Origin of the sequence: Flavobacterium sp. CG_23.5 (assembly GCF_017875765.1) — a bacterium.
In the GTDB taxonomy this organism is placed as follows: domain Bacteria; phylum Bacteroidota; class Bacteroidia; order Flavobacteriales; family Flavobacteriaceae; genus Flavobacterium.
In genome coordinates, this window is the sequence record NZ_JAGGNA010000001.1 from 1,476,380 (window position 1) to 1,495,101 (window position 18,722).

Here is an 18,722-nt window from a genome sequence, read left to right on the forward strand (position 1 = left end):
TTATGAAAAAAAAATTATATTTCGTTTACACTAAATCTATTGGATTATATATAAACTTTTTGAGTTTTGTATTTCCTGAAAAAGCTACGAAATTAGCTTACGCTCTTTTTAGCGAACCTAGAGAAGGAAGATTAACAAAAAACAATCTCCCTAAAATCCTTCAGGAAGCTCAAACCGAAACTTTTCAATACGACGAACATTATTTCCAAACCTATACTTGGAAAGGGAATGACACTATTATCCTTTTGGTTCATGGTTGGGAAAGTAATGCTTCACGCTGGGAAAATATACTACCCTATTTACAAAAATCTGGAAGCACCATAATTGCCATCGATGGACCTGCACATGGTTTATCAAGTGGAAAAGAATTTAATATTCCGCAATATGCCAAGTTTATAGACATTGCTGTGCAAAGATTTAATCCAAAATACTTAATTGGACATTCTTTAGGCGGCAAAACTTGTTTGTACTACCAAGCAAAATACCAAAACAACAATATTGAAAAAATGGTGATTTTAGGCTCTCCAAGCGATTTTAAAATTATACTCTATAATTACATTTCGATGTTGAGTCTAAATTCTAGAATTTCAAAAGGTTTAGAAGATCACTACTTAAAAGAATTCAAACTTAAATTAGAACATTTTTCAGGAAAATTTTTCGCTTCCAAAATAAAAACCAAAGGTTTAATCGCTCACGATATTAATGATACAGTTGTTTTATTTGAAGAAGGCAAAAAAATTGCAGGCGCATGGGAAAATGCAGTTTTTATAGAAACAAAAGGGTTGGGGCATAGCCTGCATGATGATGAATTATACAAGAAAGTCTACCACTTTTTATTTGAAACAGAATAACTACAATAATACAGTTGTAAAATATTTTACTGCTTTCTTAATTTTTCAAATAAACAAATACTCACATAAACGATTAAACAATTTAGTATTACTTTTGCACTATGGAAGAAAATCTAAAACGCCTCAACAAATTCATTGGAGAAACAGGATATTGCTCCCGTCGCGAAGCCGATAAACTAATCGACGAAGGACGTGTGACTATAAATGGAGTTGTACCTGAGTTAGGAACAAAAGTTTCCCCTGATGACGAAGTGCGTATTGATGGAAAATTGATTCGTGAGAAAAACGAAAAACCCGTTTACCTCGCTTTTTATAAACCCGTAGGAATCGAATGTACCACGAACTTAGACGTTCGCAACAATATTGTAGATTACATCAATTATCCAAAACGTATTTTCCCGATTGGGCGATTAGACAAAGCCAGTGAAGGATTGATTTTCATGACTAATGACGGTGATATCGTTAATAAAATATTACGCGCCAGAAACAATCACGAAAAAGATTATACTGTAACGGTAAACAAACCGATAACCGATCGCTTCATAGAAAGAATGGGAAATGGAATTCCGATTTTGGATACCGTTACCCGAAAATGTAAGGTCGAGCAGATCAGTAAAGACATCTTTAAAATTGTGCTTACACAAGGTTTAAATCGTCAAATCCGTAGAATGTGTGAGTATTTAGGCTACGAAGTTATAGCTCTTAAACGCATCCGAATCATCAACATCTCGCTTGATGTTCCCATGGGAAGATACCGCGATTTGACTGATGCTGAAATCAAAGAATTAAACGAACTTATTGAACCTTCCAGTAAAACAGAAGAAGCCAGTTTACCAAAAGCGGAACCTACAAAAAGAAGAACGGAATTCATTAAAAAAGATGACCCGAGATTTAAAAAAAGAGGGGATTATTGATTGTTATCCAAAGAAAATCTATTTTTCTTACTCTTGACTTTAATTTGATGCAATATGGCCAACTTGGTTATATCCTCTTTTAAAAATTTTATGGAATCTTTCCAAACATTAGCACATTCAACCCGAAAAAAAGACACAAAACATAGTACAACTATTTTCCGTCTCCGGATTTTATTTACATTTTGATATCTTTTTCGAATTATTCGAAACAAAATATAGTAAATTTCTTTTGTTTTTTGTATGGTAATCTATATATTTTAAAAAAATTACTAAAAATTTAAAACAGTATAACTTTATATTGCTTAAATTTACTTACCCATTTCTTTGATTTTCAGCACAATATGAATTAATCTTAAATTCTATATTATGAAAAATAAACAAAGAACACTCGATTTTTCATTAATGTTTGTAATAAGAAAAAGGAGCAAAATTATTTCAGTAATAATGATTTTTGCCTTCTTAAATTTAACTGTTGGTTGCACCTTTTACAAGACTAAACAAATACCTACTAACTCAGATAATTTTGTCAATAAATACAGATCCATAAATAAAAATGACCGCTATGTAATTATTCATTCCGGCAGTGACACTTGGCATTTAAATAATGTAGTGTTAAATGAAGACAAAAAAGAAATTACAGGTTCACTTCAAGAATTAAATGAATACCATAAATTGCTCTCTTATAAAGGGAAAAAAATATCTAAACAAAGTTACAAATCAAGTAAGGCATTCGAACTTCATTTTTACACCAAAGAAAATTTAGATAAAAACACAACTAGCGAAGTTATCATTCCTTTTTCAAACATCGAAAAAATGGAAGCTTATGTACCAGATACCGGTAAAAAAGTGCTGAGTATCTTGGGCTTTACTTTTGCAGGATTAGCCCTAGTTGGCATTCTTGTCGCTGTTCTTAAAAGTTCCTGTCCTTTTGTTTATATAAAAAATGGCGACGCCTATACCTTCACTGGCGAACTTTATCCAGGTGCGATTCTTCCGAATCTTGAACGTACGGACTATCTTCCGCTTCCTGATTTCATCCCACAAAATGCGGAATATACTCTTAAAATATCTAACGAATTAAAAGAGATTCAGTACACTGATTTGGCTCAGCTTGTGGTTTTGAACCATGCCGAAAACACCTCAGTTTTATTGGATCAAAACGGAAAACCACATTCCTTTTCGAACACAATAAATCCCCAACAAGTAACAATTGATGGCGCAACTTTTGATGCGGCTCCCTCGTTGAAAAAAGACAACATTTCATACCTCTTTGACCATGAAAGATCAAAGGATGATCAATGGAATAATATCATTTTATCCTTTGACAATATCAACTATTCCAAGCAGGCAAAATTAGTCTTATCGGCTAAAAACTCGTTATGGTTGGATCTCGTTTACGGAAAATTTAATGAGCAATTTGGTTTCTATTTTAATCGATTCCAAAAACAACAACACAATGTTCCTGCAGAAAAAAATATCCAATGGAGAAATGATCAGGGCATTCCATTATCGGTTTATCTTAAGTCAGACAAGGATTGGGTTTTAATTGAAAAAATTAATCCGGCTGGGCCAATGGCTTTCCGGGATTTAATTATACCAATTGATTTGGAGAAAATAAACGCTAAAAAAATAGAACTAAAACTCGAATGTGGTTTTATGTTTTGGGAAGTGGATTATGCGGCCATCGATTACAGTAAAAATAGCATATTGGAGCCACAATATATAAGTCCGTTTTCGGCGATTGATGAGAACGGAAAAAATGTAACTGCTTTATTAGACAAGGAAGATAAGAATTACTTGATTCAACCCAATATTGGAAATGAAGTAGTCTTGAAATATCGTGTCAAAGCTCATAAAAAGGGAGAACGTCAAACTGTTTTCTTAAAAAACAGAGGCTATTATGAATACATCCGGAATTATTCTGGAATTCCAAATTTTTCAAAACTGAAAACTTTTCGAGAAAAAGGCGCACTATCAAAATATTCCAAAGAAGAATATTATCAATTTACTGGAACTAAAAATTTGTCTGAAATAGTGTTTAATCATGAGTAACAATAATTCTATCAGTCCAAGCATTTCGGTTCCTTTTCTTAATGAAGAGGAAATAATATCGACGGAAATTCAAAAAACAGGAAAAAGACAAACGCTAATTTCAGGTTTGAGAAAGGAACTTGTACAATTATCCTATCGTTTAACAATCATTGGTGTTGCCATAAAAAGCTATAATAATCCTTGGAACTGGCTTTATGTACCATTAGCGTTAATAAGACTTAGAAGAAAAACCATTGGACAGCGCCGCATTTACAAATTGGCTAATGTGGATAAAAGATATTATTGGGGGCTTTTCACACCTGGTTGGAATGGAATTGCTTTCAAAAATTTTATTGCATCCGAGATGAATCATATTGTTCCGGTTAAACAAAAAGTCAATCGTTTTATCAGTGTTATTGTTGCTATTACCAAAAAATGTGCACTCCAATGTGAACATTGTTATGAATGGGAAAATATAAACAAAAAAGAAGTACTCACTCCAGAACAACTGAAAAGCATTGTTGCCAAAATTCAAGAACGAGGTGTCAGCCAAATTCATTTTTCAGGAGGAGAACCGCTTTTAAAAGTTGATTTATTAGTAGATCTTTTGAACAGTGCCAAAAAGGGAACCGAATTTTGGATTTTAACTTCAGGACTTAAGTTAACAGATGAAAACGCAAAAAAATTAAAATCAGCAGGCTTGAATGGCGTCATGATTAGCTTAGATCATTTTGACCCCGAAAAGCACAACAACTTTCGCGGATTTAAAGAGGCTTATTATTGGGTTGAAAACGGGGTTCAAAACGCAATAAATAATAAATTGGTTGTTGCCTTATCTCTTTGTGTTACCAAAGATTTTTCAACTCACGAAAACCTGATGACTTATGCTAAACTTGCTAGGAAAATGGGTGTTTCATTCATTCAAATATTGGAACCTAAAGCTGTTGGGCATTATCTCGGGAAAGACGTTTCACTATCAAATGAGCAAATTGGACTTTTGGAAAAATTTTATTTAGATATGAATTATGACCCAAAATATAAAAATTACCCGCTCATTAGTTACCATGGCTATTATCAAAGACATCAGCGTTGCTTCGGTGCAGGAAATCGCAGTTTTTATGTTGACACAGACGGTGATATTAACGCATGCCCATTTTGTCAGACAAAAACAGGGAATGTTTTAGATACAGATTTCGACAAATCAATCCTGCATTTACAAAATTCAGGATGTCCCAATTTTTATTCGAAAAATGATTAAAAAACTAATTTATGTTTTTCTTCAATGAAAATAGCTGGATGGCCGGAGCCATTATTTTAATTTTTAGGTATTTCCTAATAGCGGGAACAGCTTATTTTATATTTTACATTTGGAAAAAAAAGAAACTATCTCATTTGAAAATTCAACAAAAATTTCCAGAAGGAAAACAGCTGAGAAATGAAATCTTATTTTCTTTTCTCACTTTACTAATTTACAGCGGAACAAGCGGTATTGTATTGTATTGGTACAAAAAGGGAATTACAAAAATATATCATGACGTAAATGATTATGGTTTCTTTTATTTACTAGGCAGCGTTCTATTTATGATAGTTTTGCATGACACTTATTTTTATTGGACACATAAATTACTCCATTCATCAAAATGGCTCTTCAAATTCCACAAAATCCATCACCAATCTCATAATCCCACACCTTGGGCCGCTTTTGCATTTCATCCTGCAGAGGCACTGATTTCTTTAGGAATAATTCCCTTAATCATTTTTATTATACCTACGCATCCATTAGCACTAGTAATGTTTCTCTCTTTCATGACCATCTATAACGTTCTGATACATTTGGGCTATGAAATAATTTCCAAAAAAAAGTCGAATCTCTCTATTTGGAAATGGCAAAACACAAGCAAAAATCATGATTTACATCATGAAATAGGAGGTGGATTTAATTATGGATTGTATTTTTCCTTTTGGGATCGAATGATGGGATCATATAAAGAAAATCAGAATTAAAAATTAACCGATTTTTCTTTCTGCTTATAGTAATAAAACTGATAAACCTCCTCGAACCTTTGACCAAAACCGAAGAAGCGAGTTTACCCAAAGCGGAACCGGCAAAAAGAAGAACGGAATTCATCAAAAGAGATGATCCAAGATTTAAAGGACGAGGCGATTATTAGCATCCAGAAAATCGGCAATATTTAAAAGTAAAACACGAATTTCACTAATTCACACAAATTATTTTGTACAAATTAGTGAAATTCGTGTTTGAATATTAAGCCTAATTATTTTCTATTTGTAAATTTACTTTACTGAATCTTTCTACGTTTCGCTTTAACGATTTGGTTATCTACTAAAATTGCTTCATAAATTTGCTGTTTCAATAATGGAACATCAATTTCTTTAACAGAATTGAAAGTTAGCTTTTAAGCAAATTTTGTGGTTTCGAAAGTTTCGTCTAAAAATGAAATCCCTTTACAAAAACCAATCGCTACGCCTTTTTCAACTTTTCCCCAAGGAATGGAAGCAGGCCAAATATAACAAATTCGGGAATGGCGGTAATAAAAAGGAACATTGTAAGCCAATTTCTCCTTACAATCTGGCATACATTCAAGAATAATTTTTTGCAAAAAAAGAACAATTTCCAGTTCTTCTTCCGATAAATTATCCAGAAATTCATTTACACTTTCAAACTGTATTCCTTGTGGATTTCCCATAATTAAAAAAAAGCCTATTCGGACGAATAGGCTTTGTATTTTTATTATTTCCCTAACTTTAAAATTTTCATCTCTCTTGCCAAAAGCGTGTTTTTTAGCAGCATCGCGATGGTCATAGGCCCTACTCCTCCCGGGACAGGTGTAATAAAGCTTGCTTTCTTGCTTACATTTTCAAAATCTACGTCACCAGTAATCACATATCCTTTGTCATTTGTTTCGTCAGCAACTCTGGTAATACCCACATCGATTACAACGACACCGTCTTTTACCATCTCGGCTTTTAGGTAATTCGGAACACCTAAAGCGGTTATGATAATATCTGCTTGGGTTGTTATTTGAGCAATATTTTTGGTATAACTATGCGTCAAGGTTACTGTTGAATTTCCAGGAAACCCTTTTCTACCCATCAAAATACTCATTGGTCTTCCTACAATATGACTACGTCCTATCACAACAGTATGTTTCCCTTTGGTTTCCACTCCATATCTTTCTAACAACTCTAGGATTCCAAAAGGAGTAGCAGGAATAAAAGTGCTCATATCCAAAGCCATTTTTCCAAAATTCTCAGGATGAAAACCATCAACGTCTTTACTTGGATCAACTGCCATCAATACTTTTTGCTCATCAATTTGGTCGGGAAGTGGCAACTGAACTATAAATCCATCAATATTAGGATCCTCGTTCAATTCTTTTATTTTTTTAAGCAATTCGGTTTCCGATGTGGTGCTTGGCATTTTCACTAAAGTCGATTCAAAACCTACTCGTTCACATGCTTTTACCTTGCTTCCCACGTAAGTTAAACTCGCTCCATCGTTACCTACAATAACTGCTGCTAAGTGAGGTACTTTCTCCCCATTATTTTTCATTTTTTGCACTTCGGCAGCGATCTCGCCTTTAATATCCTCTGCTGTTTTTTTTCCGTCTAGTAGTTGCATTTTAATTTAGTTTAAAGTTTTAAAGTCGAAAGTCTTAAAGTAATTACAACCTTAAGACTTTCGACTTTTGACTCATTTTATCTCATTCCTGGCATACCGCCTTGCATTCCGCCCATCATCTTCATGAGGTTTTTCCCTCCTGGTCCTTGCATCATTTTCATCATCTTACTCATTTGCTCAAACTGTTTCATCAATTGATTAACTTGCTCTATTTTGGTTCCGGAACCTTTTGATATTCTGGCTTTTCTTTTAACATCAATAATTGCTGGTTTACTTCTCTCAGCAGGAGTCATCGAGTGAATGATAGCTTCAATATGTTTGAAAGCATCATCTTCAATTTCAACATCTTTCATTGCTTTTGAAGCACCCGGTATCATTCCAACCAAATCCTTCATATTACCCATTTTCTTTACTTGCTGAATTTGAGATAAGAAATCATCAAAACCGAATTCGTTTTTGGCAATCTTCTTTTGGATTTTTCTGGCTTCTTCTTCGTCAAATTGCTCTTGTGCTCTTTCTACCAAAGACACAACATCTCCCATTCCAAGGATACGTTCTGCCATACGAATAGGATAAAATACATCTATCGCATCCATTTTTTCGCCGGTACCAACAAATTTAATTGGTTTGTTAACTACTGATTTAATTGAAATAGCAGCTCCTCCACGAGTGTCACCATCTAATTTCGTTAAGATAACACCATCAAAATTCAATATGTCGTTGAAAGCTTTAGCAGTATTTACCGCATCTTGACCTGTCATTGCATCAACAACAAATAAGGTTTCTTGTGGCTGAATTGCTTTATGAACGCGTTCGATTTCGTCCATCATCTCCGTATCAACTGCCAAACGACCCGCTGTATCGACTATCACAACGTTGAACCCGTTTGCTTTCGCATGTTTGATTGCATTTTGAGCAATTTCAACAGGATTCTTATTTTCTGGCTCTGAATAAACCTCAACACCTATCGAATCTCCAACAACATATAATTGCTGAATTGCCGCAGGACGATAGATATCACAAGCTACCAAAAGTGGTTTTTTATTCTTTTTCGTTTGAAGATAATTCGCTAGTTTACCAGAAAATGTTGTTTTCCCAGATCCTTGCAAACCCGCCATTAAAATAACGGTTGGGTTTCCAGATAGATTGATTCCGGCAACATCACCACCCATTAATTCCGTAAGCTCATCTTTGACTAACTTTACTAATAATTGTCCTGGCTGAAGTGTAGTTAACACGTCTTGTCCAATTGCTTTTTCTTTTACTTTAGTAGTAAAATCTTTAGCAATTTTAAAGTTGACATCGGCATCAAGTAATGCGCGACGAACTTCTTTCAAAGTTTCGGCAACATTTACCTCTGTAATTTTTCCGTGACCTTTTAATATATGGAAGGCTTTATCTAACTTATCGCTTAAATTATCGAACATAATTTTATTTCTCTTTAATTAAGGTGCAAATTTAAGCATTTGATTTTGAAGTTTAAATACTATTATAAATAAAAAGAGGCTGTCTTCTTAAGACAGCCTCTTTTATGAATAAAATAAAAATATTTTTTAATTAATCCTTGTCATCTAAATCTGCTTCATTTTCAAGTAAATCTTTTATCAAATCCCCAATATCATTGTGACTATCATCACTAGCAGTACTAATTTCGATAACTCCATCTCCATCGGTATCTAACAATAGGCCTTGGTTTGCCAAAGTAGTTAATCTCGCCATTAAAGTATCAAGATGTATTTTAATGTTCAAAGATATATCATTACCATTGATCGTGAAATCTTTGTTGTGGTCTTCAAAATCCAATTCATGTTCCACATCCTTGTCGCTCCAGATAATAAATGGTTTCCCATTAATAGTTCCTTTAATCAAATAAGTCTTACCATTCATTTCACCAACTAATGTTGATTTTTCGAACTTAAATTCGATTTCCTCATATCTTGCATTCGGAACATTTACAGAAGTAATAAAAGGACTTAAGGTTAAGTTAGGATCAAGCAAATCCAATAAAAAAGGTCCATGAAGTTTAACGTCATCATGCTTTGGATCCATACTGTACATCGCATCTTCCATATCGGTTTCAAATTTGATCTTCCCAATATTAATTTTAAAGTCGGTTATAACTACTGTAGAAGTTGCTGTAGTTCGTGCAGTTAAAGAGGTCTTACCTGTTGAGGAAACTGCGGAAGCCTTTAATGTTACATTACCTCCCGAAGTGGAATCATTTGTACAAGAACTTATTACAAGTGCAAGTAATGCTAAAATTGAAATTTTTTTCATAATGGTATTTTTAAATTGTTAATTAATTCATAACGCAAAAGGCATGCCATTATTACATTCTTTCTGGTACACTGATCCCTAATAGTCGAAACGAAGCGGCAATCGTATCTGCTACTTTTTTAGAAAGTTGTACTCTGAATATTTTTTCATTCGCCACATCCGAACCTAAAATAGGTACTGCTTGATAAAATGAATTATATTCTCGCACTAAATCATAGGTATAATTTGCCAGTAGTGCAGGACTGTGATTTTGAGCCGCATTTTGTATCACTTCAGGAAATAATTCCAGTTGTTTCAACAATTCTTTTTCCTTTTCGTGAAGTGTGACTATTTCTGATTTATTAGAAAAATCAAAATTTGCTTTTCGAATTATAGATTGAATTCTGGCATAGGTGTATTGGATAAACGGCCCTGTATTTCCAGCAAAATCAACTGATTCCTCCGGATTAAAAAGGATTCGTTTTTTAGGATCCACTTTCAAAATGTAATATTTCAAAGCTCCTAGTCCTATCGTATTGTATAATTTAGCTTTTTCTTCAGCAGAATAATTGTCCAATTTCCCTAAATCTTCAGCAATTTTTTGAGCTGTATCTGTCATTTCCTGCATCAAATCATCAGCATCGACAACGGTTCCTTCACGGCTTTTCATTTTTCCCGAAGGTAAATCTACCATTCCGTATGACAAATGAAATAGGTTTTTAGACCATTCAAAACCTAATTTCTTCAGAATTAAAAATAATACTTTAAAGTGATAATCTTGTTCGTTACCAACAGTGTAAACCATACCACCTACATCTGGATAATCTTTCACACGTTGTATCGCTGTTCCAATATCCTGAGTCATATATACTGCTGTACCATCGGAACGAAGCACAATTTTTCGATCTAAACCTTCATCGGTCAAATCAATCCAAACAGAACCATCAGGATCTTTTTCGAATACTCCTTTTTCTAAACCAATCTGAACAACGTCTTTACCTAATAAATAGGTATTGCTTTCGTAATAAAAACAATCAAAATCAACTCCCAGATTTTTATAGGTAATGGCAAAACCATCATAAACCCAACTATTCATGGTTTTCCAAAGCGAAATCACCTCTTCATCACCAGCTTCCCATTTCAATAGCATTTCTTGAGCCTCCAGAATTATTGGCGCTTGTTTTTTGGCCTCTTCTTCTGTTTTACCTGCGCTCATCAATTGAGCAATCTCTGTTTTATACGCTTTATCAAAAGCTACATAATAATTACCAACTAATTTATCTCCTTTTAAACCTGTTGATTCCGGAGTTTGTCCGTTTCCAAATTTCTGCCAAGCCAACATCGACTTACAAATATGAATTCCCCTATCGTTTATGATTTGGGTTTTATATACTTTTTTACCTGAAGCTTTGATAATTTCGGCAACAGAATATCCTAATAGATTATTACGAACGTGACCTAAATGCAAAGGTTTATTAGTGTTTGGCGAAGAATATTCTACCATTACCGCTTTTTCATCGGGAGATGGAATAACGAAACCGTATTTGGCATCGTCTTTTATTTCATTAAAGAAAGTTAAATAATATTCGTCGGAAATTACAATATTTAAAAATCCTGAAACCACATTAAAACGGCTCACTTCGGCTAAGTTTTCAACTAAATAATTTCCTATTTTATTTCCTAATTCTACGGGATTACTTTTGATGACTTTTAACAATGGGAAAATTACCATCGTGATATCTCCCTCAAATTCCTTACGAGTGGTTTGAAATTCGACTTTGTCTAAAGTTACACTGAATAATTCGTTAACAGCTTTTTTTATATTTGGAATAAGTACTTCTTGCAGATTCATTTTACAATTTATTGAGGTCGCAAAGATAGTATTTAATTAGAATTTTTTTATTTATAAAATACATTAGAATATGAAGAAAAAACACATTTTTTTTATAATTTTAATAATTTAAAAAAAGAATAAAAAGCGTATAATTAACTAAAATAAAAATCATCCTCAATCACTGTCTAATAAATAATTATTTAGCTTACATAACGTTATATATACAAGTTTAACAGTAAAAAATTCATTTAGATGAAAAAAACATTGATTTTATTGCTATTGTTTTTTACTGTGAAAAATTATTCTCAATCAGTAACTATCAACACGACCACTTATTCAGCCGATCAATTGGTAAACCAAGTACTAATAAATTCTCCTTGCGTTTCAGGAACTAATGTTAATTCAAAAACAGGATCTTCCTTTGGTTCATCCAATAGCATAGGATATTTTGAAAATATCAATCCTAATTTCCCATTTAAAAATGGCGTAGTATTGACCTCAGGCGATGTCAATAAAGTGCCAGGTCCTAACACTACTATATTAAGTGATGGAAATGCTGCATGGACCGGCGATGCTGACTTAGAGGCTAATTTACTATCGCAATCTGGCATTACTATAAATTCCATAAATGCGAGTTTCATAGAATTTGATTTTAAACCAAAAACACCAAATTTTGATTTCTCGTTCTTATTCGCTTCAGAAGAATATGGCACCTCCCAATGTAATTTCTCGGATGCATTTGCTTTTCTTTTAAAGGACGTGACTACTGGTGGTCCCAATATAAATTTAGCCGTAATTCCAAATACAAATACACCAATTTCGGTTCAAACAATCAGAAATAGTACCTACAATTCGAATTGTCCCTCTGCAAATCCTAGTTTTTTCGGAAGTTTCAACGGAGGTGGTTTTGGCCCGGCAATAAATTTTAATGGACAAACCATACCTATGCTAGCTTCGGCATCAGGATTAGATATTACGCACACTTATAGAATAAAATTAGTTATAGCTGATGGCAGCAACAATACAGGATATGATTCTGCTATATTTTTAAATGCGAATACTTTTAATATTGGTCAGGATATACTTGGTCTTGATTATACTTTAGCAAACAATAAAGCAATTTGTCCCGGAAGTCCATTACCTATATTATCAGCGAATGGATTAAGCCCAAGTACAACCTTTACATGGAAACTGGAAGGCGTTGATTTTTCTCCAGCTCAAACTGGACAAACTTTAGATTTGAATTCAATTCTTCCGTTAATAAGTTCCGGAATTCACAATTACAGTGTGAGTTATACTGAACCTGGTTGTATCGAAGTCACAGATGAAATAAGTGTTGGAATTTACCCTGCCTTAGGAGTTATTTCTTCTGTACCAAATATTTATGCCTGCGATACCGGAGCTGCCAATTATGATTTTGATCTAACAAAAAATACGAGCATTATACGAGCAGGTAACAACCAAGCAACAACTCCTGCAGGAATTTTAGATGATTTACCCGCTGGAACAACTATTACTTATCATCTTTCCAATGCTGATGCTGTTGGCGATATCGCTGCTATTTCAAGTCCGCACACCATAACAAGTTCTGCAAACGGAAAAATAATTTATGTCCGAATTGAAAACTCCATTTTACCATGTTATGAAATACGATCCTTTCAATTGCAAATTGTTCCTAGCCCAAAAATTTCGAGTATTCCAAATGATATTACTCTTTGTGCCAGAAACACAACAGATTTTCCTCCACAAGCGAATTTTGACCTAACTACCCCAAAAAATTCAATCCTAGGTCTACAAAACCAAACCTATAATATTTTGTCTTTTCATTCTACTTTAAATGGAGCAAACACCAACACCGATATTATCACACCGAATGCAAGCAATATTCTCATAACCTCAAATAGTACTTTGTGGGTTAGACTGCAAAATATTTCGAATCCCGCTTGCTACGTCACTACTAGCTTTAAATTGATTGTAACTCCAATCCCAGAAGTTGACATTTTAAATGATGTAGTGGTATGCAGTTCCTATATCCTGCCTGTTTTAACAAAAACCGGGGCACAATATTGGACAGGATCGAATGGAACTGGGACACAGCTTTTCGCGGGGAACAACATCACTACTCCATCAACAATATATGTTTTCAATCAATCTGGAAGTTGTTCCAATCAGGATTCTTTTACCGTTACTATATCAGATTTGAATGCAATATCACCTACATCCGGATCTTATTGTTCGGAATATAGATTACCTGCTTTAGCTTACGCCAAATATTTTAAGCAATCAGGAGGCACAAATACTATTGGTAATACCCAATTAGCTGCGGGATCAGTAATAAATACCGCTGGTTTAAATACCATTTATGTTTGGTTTGAAGATACCACTGTAACGCCATCTTGTACTCAAGAAAAATCATTTACAGCCACAATTATTCCATTTACACTATTACCCGAATATGTAAACCAATTCGGATGTAATTCTTACACACTGCCGGTTGATCCAAACGGAGGCATCTACTACTCAGGACCAAATAAAGGTTTACCGATAATTCCCCCAGGAACTATTATTACAGTTACAACGCCAATCTACGTTTTCAAAGAAACCGCTACAACACCGACAAATTGCTTTTCCGAAAAAACATTTACCGTATTTATAGGCATTAATAGCGTTACACCACCAATAGATGTAAATTCTTGTTCTGCTTATATTTTGCCACAATTAATAGTTGGTGAGTACAGAACTGCCGCTTCCGGCGGAGGATTGCTCGTAACGGCGGGAACTTCAATTAATGCGACAACTACTCTTTGGTACTACGTGCCAGGACAAAATTGCACTGACAATTTGCAATTTACTATTACGGTAAACATTCCTCCGTTACCATTTATACCGGACACGGCACCACAATGTGATGTCTATTTTTTACCGACAGTTGCACATACTGGAAATTATTTCACAGGTCCATTGGGAACAGGGATAATGTTAACGGTAGGATTACCAATAACCTCAACCCAAAAAGTATATTTTTATGACAAAGCCGCAACAGGGCCTTGTTATGTTGAAGAAGAGTTTCTTGTTATTGTTAATTCATCTCCATTAATTGATGCAAGACCTGTGGAAGTAATACAATGTGGACAAGGGTATATTCTTGATGATTTAATTAATGGAGAATATTATCAATTTCCTGGAGGTCCTTCACCTACAAACCCGATATTACCACCAGGTACCATAATTTCAAATTCCAAAACGATATATGTTTATGCTTTAGCCGCCGCACCAAATACCTGTTTTTCAGAATATAGCATATCTGTTTTAGTTACCTTGGTTAATCCCATTCCAGATCAATATGCCTGTAATTCTTATTCGCTACCTACGATTGTTGGACTTGGTGATTATTACACAAACACTGGCGGTCCTCATGGTAGCGGTGTGAAATTAATTCCTCCATACAGTCCAATAAATACCACAACCACTGTGTATGTTTATGCGGAAGACAATACTAGAAATACCTGTTCTGATGAAGACGATTTTATAGTTACAATTTACAAAAGTCCCGTGATAAATCCAATAGCTCCTATAACCAGATGTGAATCATACGCACTACCGCCATTGGTTGTTCCAATAAACAGATATTTCACAAAGTCAGGCGGTCCAGGCAATTCAAATACAGAAAAATTTCCCGGAGATTTGATTACTTCCTCAACAACCATCTATGCTTATGCTGAAGTTGGAAGCACAGCAACTGTAATCTGTACTGACGAAAAACCCATGGTAATTACGATCATTTCAAAACCAAAACCAATACTTACCGTCCCTGCTATTTGCCATGATTTTGAAACTGGAGCAATCACAGATTCTCATATTATAAGTGGATTTAGCGCACCTAGATATTCGTTTGAATGGAAAAAAGAAGATGGTACTTTAGTAGGTTCCTCTTCTGATTTTTCAACGAACCAACCTGGAAACTATACTTTAATTGTCACCGATTTATCGATATTCGGTTGCCCTTCAGAACCTATTCCTTTTACTGTTATTGAATCTGCACCACCTGCTTCGATCTCATTTACTACTGAGGGTTGGTTTTCCGATAATCAAACAATTACTGTAAATGCAGTACCAAGTTTGGGCGATGGAACTAATTTTCTCTATTCATTAGATGGAAATTCTCCTCAAAAAAGTAACATATTTACAAATGTGAGTTCAGGAGTGCATGAAATAAGTGTTAGCGATGCTAACGGCTGCGGATCAACAATACCAATATTGGCTAAATTAGTATTTGCTCCAAAATATTTCACACCAAACGGTGATGGCTACAACGATACGTGGAACGTGACAGAACTGCCAAATCAAGACAATCCTAAATTATTTATTTTTGATCGTTACGGAAAATTCTTAATACAACTTTTCCCAAATGGTCCAGGTTGGGATGGAACATTTAATGGTTACGCATTACCGGCAGATGATTACTGGTTTTCTATATCTTATTCAGAAAATGAGGTTTTAAAAGAGTATCGATCTCATTTTTCATTGAAAAGATAGGCTTTACACTATTCCTGCTTCAAGACTTTCCTAATCGAAAGTCTTTTTTTTTATAAAAAAAAATAAAAAATAATGTAACAAAATTGGACATTCATAGTCTATTAGGTAACTTTTAAATATTTCTTTTTAAAAAAATATATATTTTGCATAAAACAGTACTATGTAATGCATATATTTAAAATAAATACATACCTTTGCATTATCATCAATCAAATTTTTAATCAAAAAAATCAATCATGAATCTTAAATTAATTTTAGCCTGCATATTCGGAACAGTGATTTCGATGCAAGCACAAAATTCGGTCAAACCGACACTTCTGGAAAATTCAGGAAGTATTTCTGGTAAAGTAATCGATAAGAAAAGCAATGAACCACTCGCCTATGTCAACATTGTGGTAAAAGAAGAAAACAAAGTACTTACGGGAGGTATAACTTCTGATAAGGGAATGTTTCTAATAAAAAATTTGCCGTTAAAAAACTATACTTTAGAAATTCAGTTTATTGGCTACAAAACAGTTACTAAATCAATTTCATTATCCCCTGAGGTTAAAAACGTTAACCTGAATACCATATCTCTCGAAGAAGATGCTATAGAGCTTAAAGGGGTAGAAATCGTAAATGAAAAATCGACTATCGAACAAAAAATAGATCGGAAAATTATTAATGTGGGTAAAGATTTAATTTCCGCCGGAGCAACTGCCGCCGAAATCATGAACAATATTCCATCAGTAAGTATTGATCCACAAACGAATGCCATTTCTCTTCGTGGGAATTCAAACGTGAGAATATTAATTGACGGAAAGCCAACGACCATCGAAGCATCACAAATATTGCAACAAATTCCTTCCAGTTCCATTAAACAAATTGAATTAATCACAAACCCTTCGGCTAAATACAATCCAGAGGGAATGAGTGGCATCATCAATATTGTACTGAATAAAAACAGTAAAATTGGATTTAACGGAAGTGTAAATAATGGAGTAACTTTTGGTAAAACTCCAAAATTAAACTCCTCTTTCGACATGAATTATCGCACAGGAAAATTCAATTTATATGGAAATTACGGGTTGAATACAGGAAAACAATCCAATCGTGGATTTTTAAAAACAACTGAGCCTGGCCAAGAAGATTTTCAAAAATTTAGTTTCATAAATAATAATACCTCGCATTTAGCGAAAGTAGGTTTTGACTTTTATTTAAATGAAAAAAATACAATCTCTTTTTATACGAACCAAAATATGTATAACGGAACTGGAAATTCAGTCGTGTCCGTCGATTTTGTAAATCCCGCAAAATCAGATATTACGCAACTATTTGACAATAAAAATAATAATTACACCCAAACTTACAATTTAGATTATAAAAAGACATTCAAAAAAGAAGGTCATAATCTGGAACTTGAAGTAAATTATAGCAAAGACAATAACAAGGAAAATGCTGTTTTCAATACGCCGGCTACAAATTATATCACCAATAAAGGAAACAACTCCTTAATCAATTTAGATTATACGAATCCTTTATCAGAAACCGCCAAACTGGAATTAGGATTAGAAAGCAGAATTGAAAACACCCGCAATAATTTCCTAAAAGACAATTCTTATAATTCAGAATTTGCTTATGACAGGAATATTTATTCAGCTTATGCAACCGTATCAAAACAATGGGGAAAATGGAGTGCTCAAGCGGGAACCCGATTTGAAAAATACAATGCAAAAGCCTTATTTAAAAAGGTAAATGAGAACGATGCAACTTTCAACGACGATTTGTTTACGCTGTATCCTTCAGGATTCATCAATTATAACCAAAGTGATAAAAACACCTTCAATTTTAGTGTTTCAAGACGTGTTGACAGACCAAGTATTGACCAAGTAAATCCAATACGCGAATGGAGTACGCCTCAAATTGATTCTGAGGGAAATCCTAACCTTTTTCCACAGTTTACCAATTCATACGAGTTGAATTACACTAGAAAAACAAAAATAGGTTCGATAACTTCAGGAGTATTTTACAGAAGAATAAACGACGAGATTACCCGAACATTATTTGAAAATCCCAATAATTCCTCTAAATTAATTTTGTCATACGCCAACCTCAACGACAACAATGCTTATGGTTTTGAAATTTCAGGAAATCTAGATTTTAAAAAATGGTGGAGTGCTAACATTAGTTTTGATGCCTACAACAAAAAGACTAAAGGAATTGTTGCCAATGAATTTGTAGAGGTAGATGTTACTACGTTCAACACTCGTATCAGCAACACCTTTAAACCTTCCAAAAATTTACGCCTTCAATTATCAGGAATGTATAGAGGCCGCGATTTAGGATTACAATTTGAAAGAAAACCTATGTGGAAAATCGATATGGGATCCAGCTACACTGTTCTTAAAGGAAGCGGAACCATAACAGCCCGATTCAGTGATGTTTTCAATACCATGAACTTCGCTTTTGAAGGGAGCAAACCAAAAAGACAGCAAGGACAATTCAACTGGGAAAGTCAAACCGCTTATGTAGGATTCAATTACCGTTTTGGAAGCGGAAAAAACAAAGCCATACAAAGAAAACAACGTGACAAAAATGAAACCCAAGGTAGTGGTGGGCTTCTATAAATTATTTTAAATAATTTGTTACAAAGAAAAACCCGGAGTTTGCCAACTCCG

12 protein-coding genes are annotated in these 18,722 nt (G+C 34.1%); 7 read left to right on the forward strand and 5 right to left on the reverse strand.

What is annotated here, in order from left to right; all coding sequences use genetic code 11:
- The first annotated feature begins 2 nt into the window (after positions 1 to 2).
- From H4V97_RS06295 to H4V97_RS06315, 5 genes are all read left to right on the forward strand, one after another.
- On the forward strand, positions 3 to 851 hold the full coding sequence (locus tag H4V97_RS06295; protein WP_209549217.1) for an alpha/beta hydrolase: 849 nt from the start codon (positions 3 to 5) through the stop codon (positions 849 to 851).
- 101 nt (positions 852 to 952) lie between these two features.
- A complete protein-coding gene (gene rluF, locus H4V97_RS06300) occupies positions 953 to 1,765 on the forward strand; it encodes a 23S rRNA pseudouridine(2604) synthase RluF (protein ID WP_209549218.1) in 813 nt (270 codons plus the stop codon).
- 366 nt (positions 1,766 to 2,131) lie between these two features.
- Positions 2,132 to 3,817, forward strand: coding sequence for a hypothetical protein (locus H4V97_RS06305; RefSeq protein WP_209549219.1), 1,686 nt, complete (start codon positions 2,132 to 2,134; stop codon positions 3,815 to 3,817).
- Positions 3,810 to 5,054, forward strand: coding sequence for a radical SAM/SPASM domain-containing protein (locus H4V97_RS06310; RefSeq protein WP_209549220.1), 1,245 nt, complete (start codon positions 3,810 to 3,812; stop codon positions 5,052 to 5,054). Before H4V97_RS06305 ends, H4V97_RS06310 begins: the two co-directional genes overlap by 8 nt.
- 11 nt (positions 5,055 to 5,065) lie before the next feature.
- Positions 5,066 to 5,800 (forward strand): sterol desaturase family protein, encoded by a 735-nt coding sequence (locus tag H4V97_RS06315; RefSeq protein WP_209549221.1) that lies wholly within the window; start codon positions 5,066 to 5,068, stop codon positions 5,798 to 5,800.
- 413 nt (positions 5,801 to 6,213) lie between these two features.
- On the opposite strand, the gene H4V97_RS06325 is transcribed toward H4V97_RS06315, so the two are convergent.
- The 5 genes from H4V97_RS06325 to argS form a co-directional block, all read right to left on the reverse strand.
- Entirely contained in the window at positions 6,214 to 6,504 is a 291-nt protein-coding gene (locus H4V97_RS06325; protein WP_245345200.1) for a DUF1801 domain-containing protein, read from the reverse strand.
- A 44-nt stretch (positions 6,505 to 6,548) separates the two neighbouring features.
- Positions 6,549 to 7,439 carry a bifunctional 5,10-methylenetetrahydrofolate dehydrogenase/5,10-methenyltetrahydrofolate cyclohydrolase gene (locus tag H4V97_RS06330; RefSeq protein ID WP_209549222.1) on the reverse strand — a complete coding sequence of 297 codons (891 nt, stop codon included), beginning with the start codon at positions 7,437 to 7,439 and terminating at the stop codon, positions 6,549 to 6,551.
- Positions 7,440 to 7,516: 77 nt separating this feature from the next.
- On the reverse strand, positions 7,517 to 8,866 hold the full coding sequence (ffh, locus tag H4V97_RS06335) for a signal recognition particle protein (protein WP_196850107.1): 1,350 nt from the start codon (positions 8,864 to 8,866) through the stop codon (positions 7,517 to 7,519).
- A gap of 130 nt (positions 8,867 to 8,996) precedes the next feature.
- Positions 8,997 to 9,716 (reverse strand): hypothetical protein, encoded by a 720-nt coding sequence (locus H4V97_RS06340; RefSeq protein ID WP_231385441.1) that lies wholly within the window; start codon positions 9,714 to 9,716, stop codon positions 8,997 to 8,999.
- A gap of 52 nt (positions 9,717 to 9,768) precedes the next feature.
- A complete protein-coding gene (gene argS / locus H4V97_RS06345; RefSeq protein WP_209549223.1) occupies positions 9,769 to 11,547 on the reverse strand; it encodes an arginine--tRNA ligase in 1,779 nt (592 codons plus the stop codon).
- Positions 11,548 to 11,781: 234 nt separating this feature from the next.
- On the opposite strand from argS, the gene H4V97_RS06350 reads away from it, so the two are divergent.
- Both H4V97_RS06350 and H4V97_RS06355 read left to right on the forward strand, forming a co-directional pair.
- The gene (locus tag H4V97_RS06350) at positions 11,782 to 16,065 is read left to right on the forward strand and encodes a T9SS type B sorting domain-containing protein (RefSeq protein ID WP_209549224.1); all 4,284 of its coding nucleotides are present in this window, start codon (positions 11,782 to 11,784) and stop codon (positions 16,063 to 16,065) included.
- A 236-nt stretch (positions 16,066 to 16,301) separates the two neighbouring features.
- On the forward strand, positions 16,302 to 18,671 hold the full coding sequence (locus H4V97_RS06355) for a TonB-dependent receptor domain-containing protein (RefSeq protein ID WP_209549225.1): 2,370 nt from the start codon (positions 16,302 to 16,304) through the stop codon (positions 18,669 to 18,671).
- The last annotated feature ends 51 nt before the right edge of the window (positions 18,672 to 18,722 follow it).

What these genes read in the sequence shown, in the direction of transcription:
- ffh (WP_196850107.1), bottom strand. Translation starts at nt 8,866, where the DNA reads ATGTTCGATAATTTAAGCGATAAGTTAGATAAAGCCTTCCATATATTA.
- H4V97_RS06325 (WP_245345200.1), bottom strand. Translation starts at nt 6,504, where the DNA reads ATGGGAAATCCACAAGGAATACAGTTTGAAAGTGTAAATGAATTTCTG.
- H4V97_RS06310 (WP_209549220.1), top strand. Translation starts at nt 3,810, where the DNA reads ATGAGTAACAATAATTCTATCAGTCCAAGCATTTCGGTTCCTTTTCTT.
- rluF (WP_209549218.1), top strand. Translation starts at nt 953, where the DNA reads ATGGAAGAAAATCTAAAACGCCTCAACAAATTCATTGGAGAAACAGGA.
- H4V97_RS06350 (WP_209549224.1), top strand. Translation starts at nt 11,782, where the DNA reads ATGAAAAAAACATTGATTTTATTGCTATTGTTTTTTACTGTGAAAAAT.
- H4V97_RS06295 (WP_209549217.1), top strand. Translation starts at nt 3, where the DNA reads ATGAAAAAAAAATTATATTTCGTTTACACTAAATCTATTGGATTATAT.
- argS (WP_209549223.1), bottom strand. Translation starts at nt 11,547, where the DNA reads ATGAATCTGCAAGAAGTACTTATTCCAAATATAAAAAAAGCTGTTAAC.
- H4V97_RS06305 (WP_209549219.1), top strand. Translation starts at nt 2,132, where the DNA reads ATGAAAAATAAACAAAGAACACTCGATTTTTCATTAATGTTTGTAATA.
- H4V97_RS06355 (WP_209549225.1), top strand. Translation starts at nt 16,302, where the DNA reads ATGAATCTTAAATTAATTTTAGCCTGCATATTCGGAACAGTGATTTCG.
- H4V97_RS06330 (WP_209549222.1), bottom strand. Translation starts at nt 7,439, where the DNA reads ATGCAACTACTAGACGGAAAAAAAACAGCAGAGGATATTAAAGGCGAG.
- H4V97_RS06315 (WP_209549221.1), top strand. Translation starts at nt 5,066, where the DNA reads ATGTTTTTCTTCAATGAAAATAGCTGGATGGCCGGAGCCATTATTTTA.
- H4V97_RS06340 (WP_231385441.1), bottom strand. Translation starts at nt 9,716, where the DNA reads ATGAAAAAAATTTCAATTTTAGCATTACTTGCACTTGTAATAAGTTCT.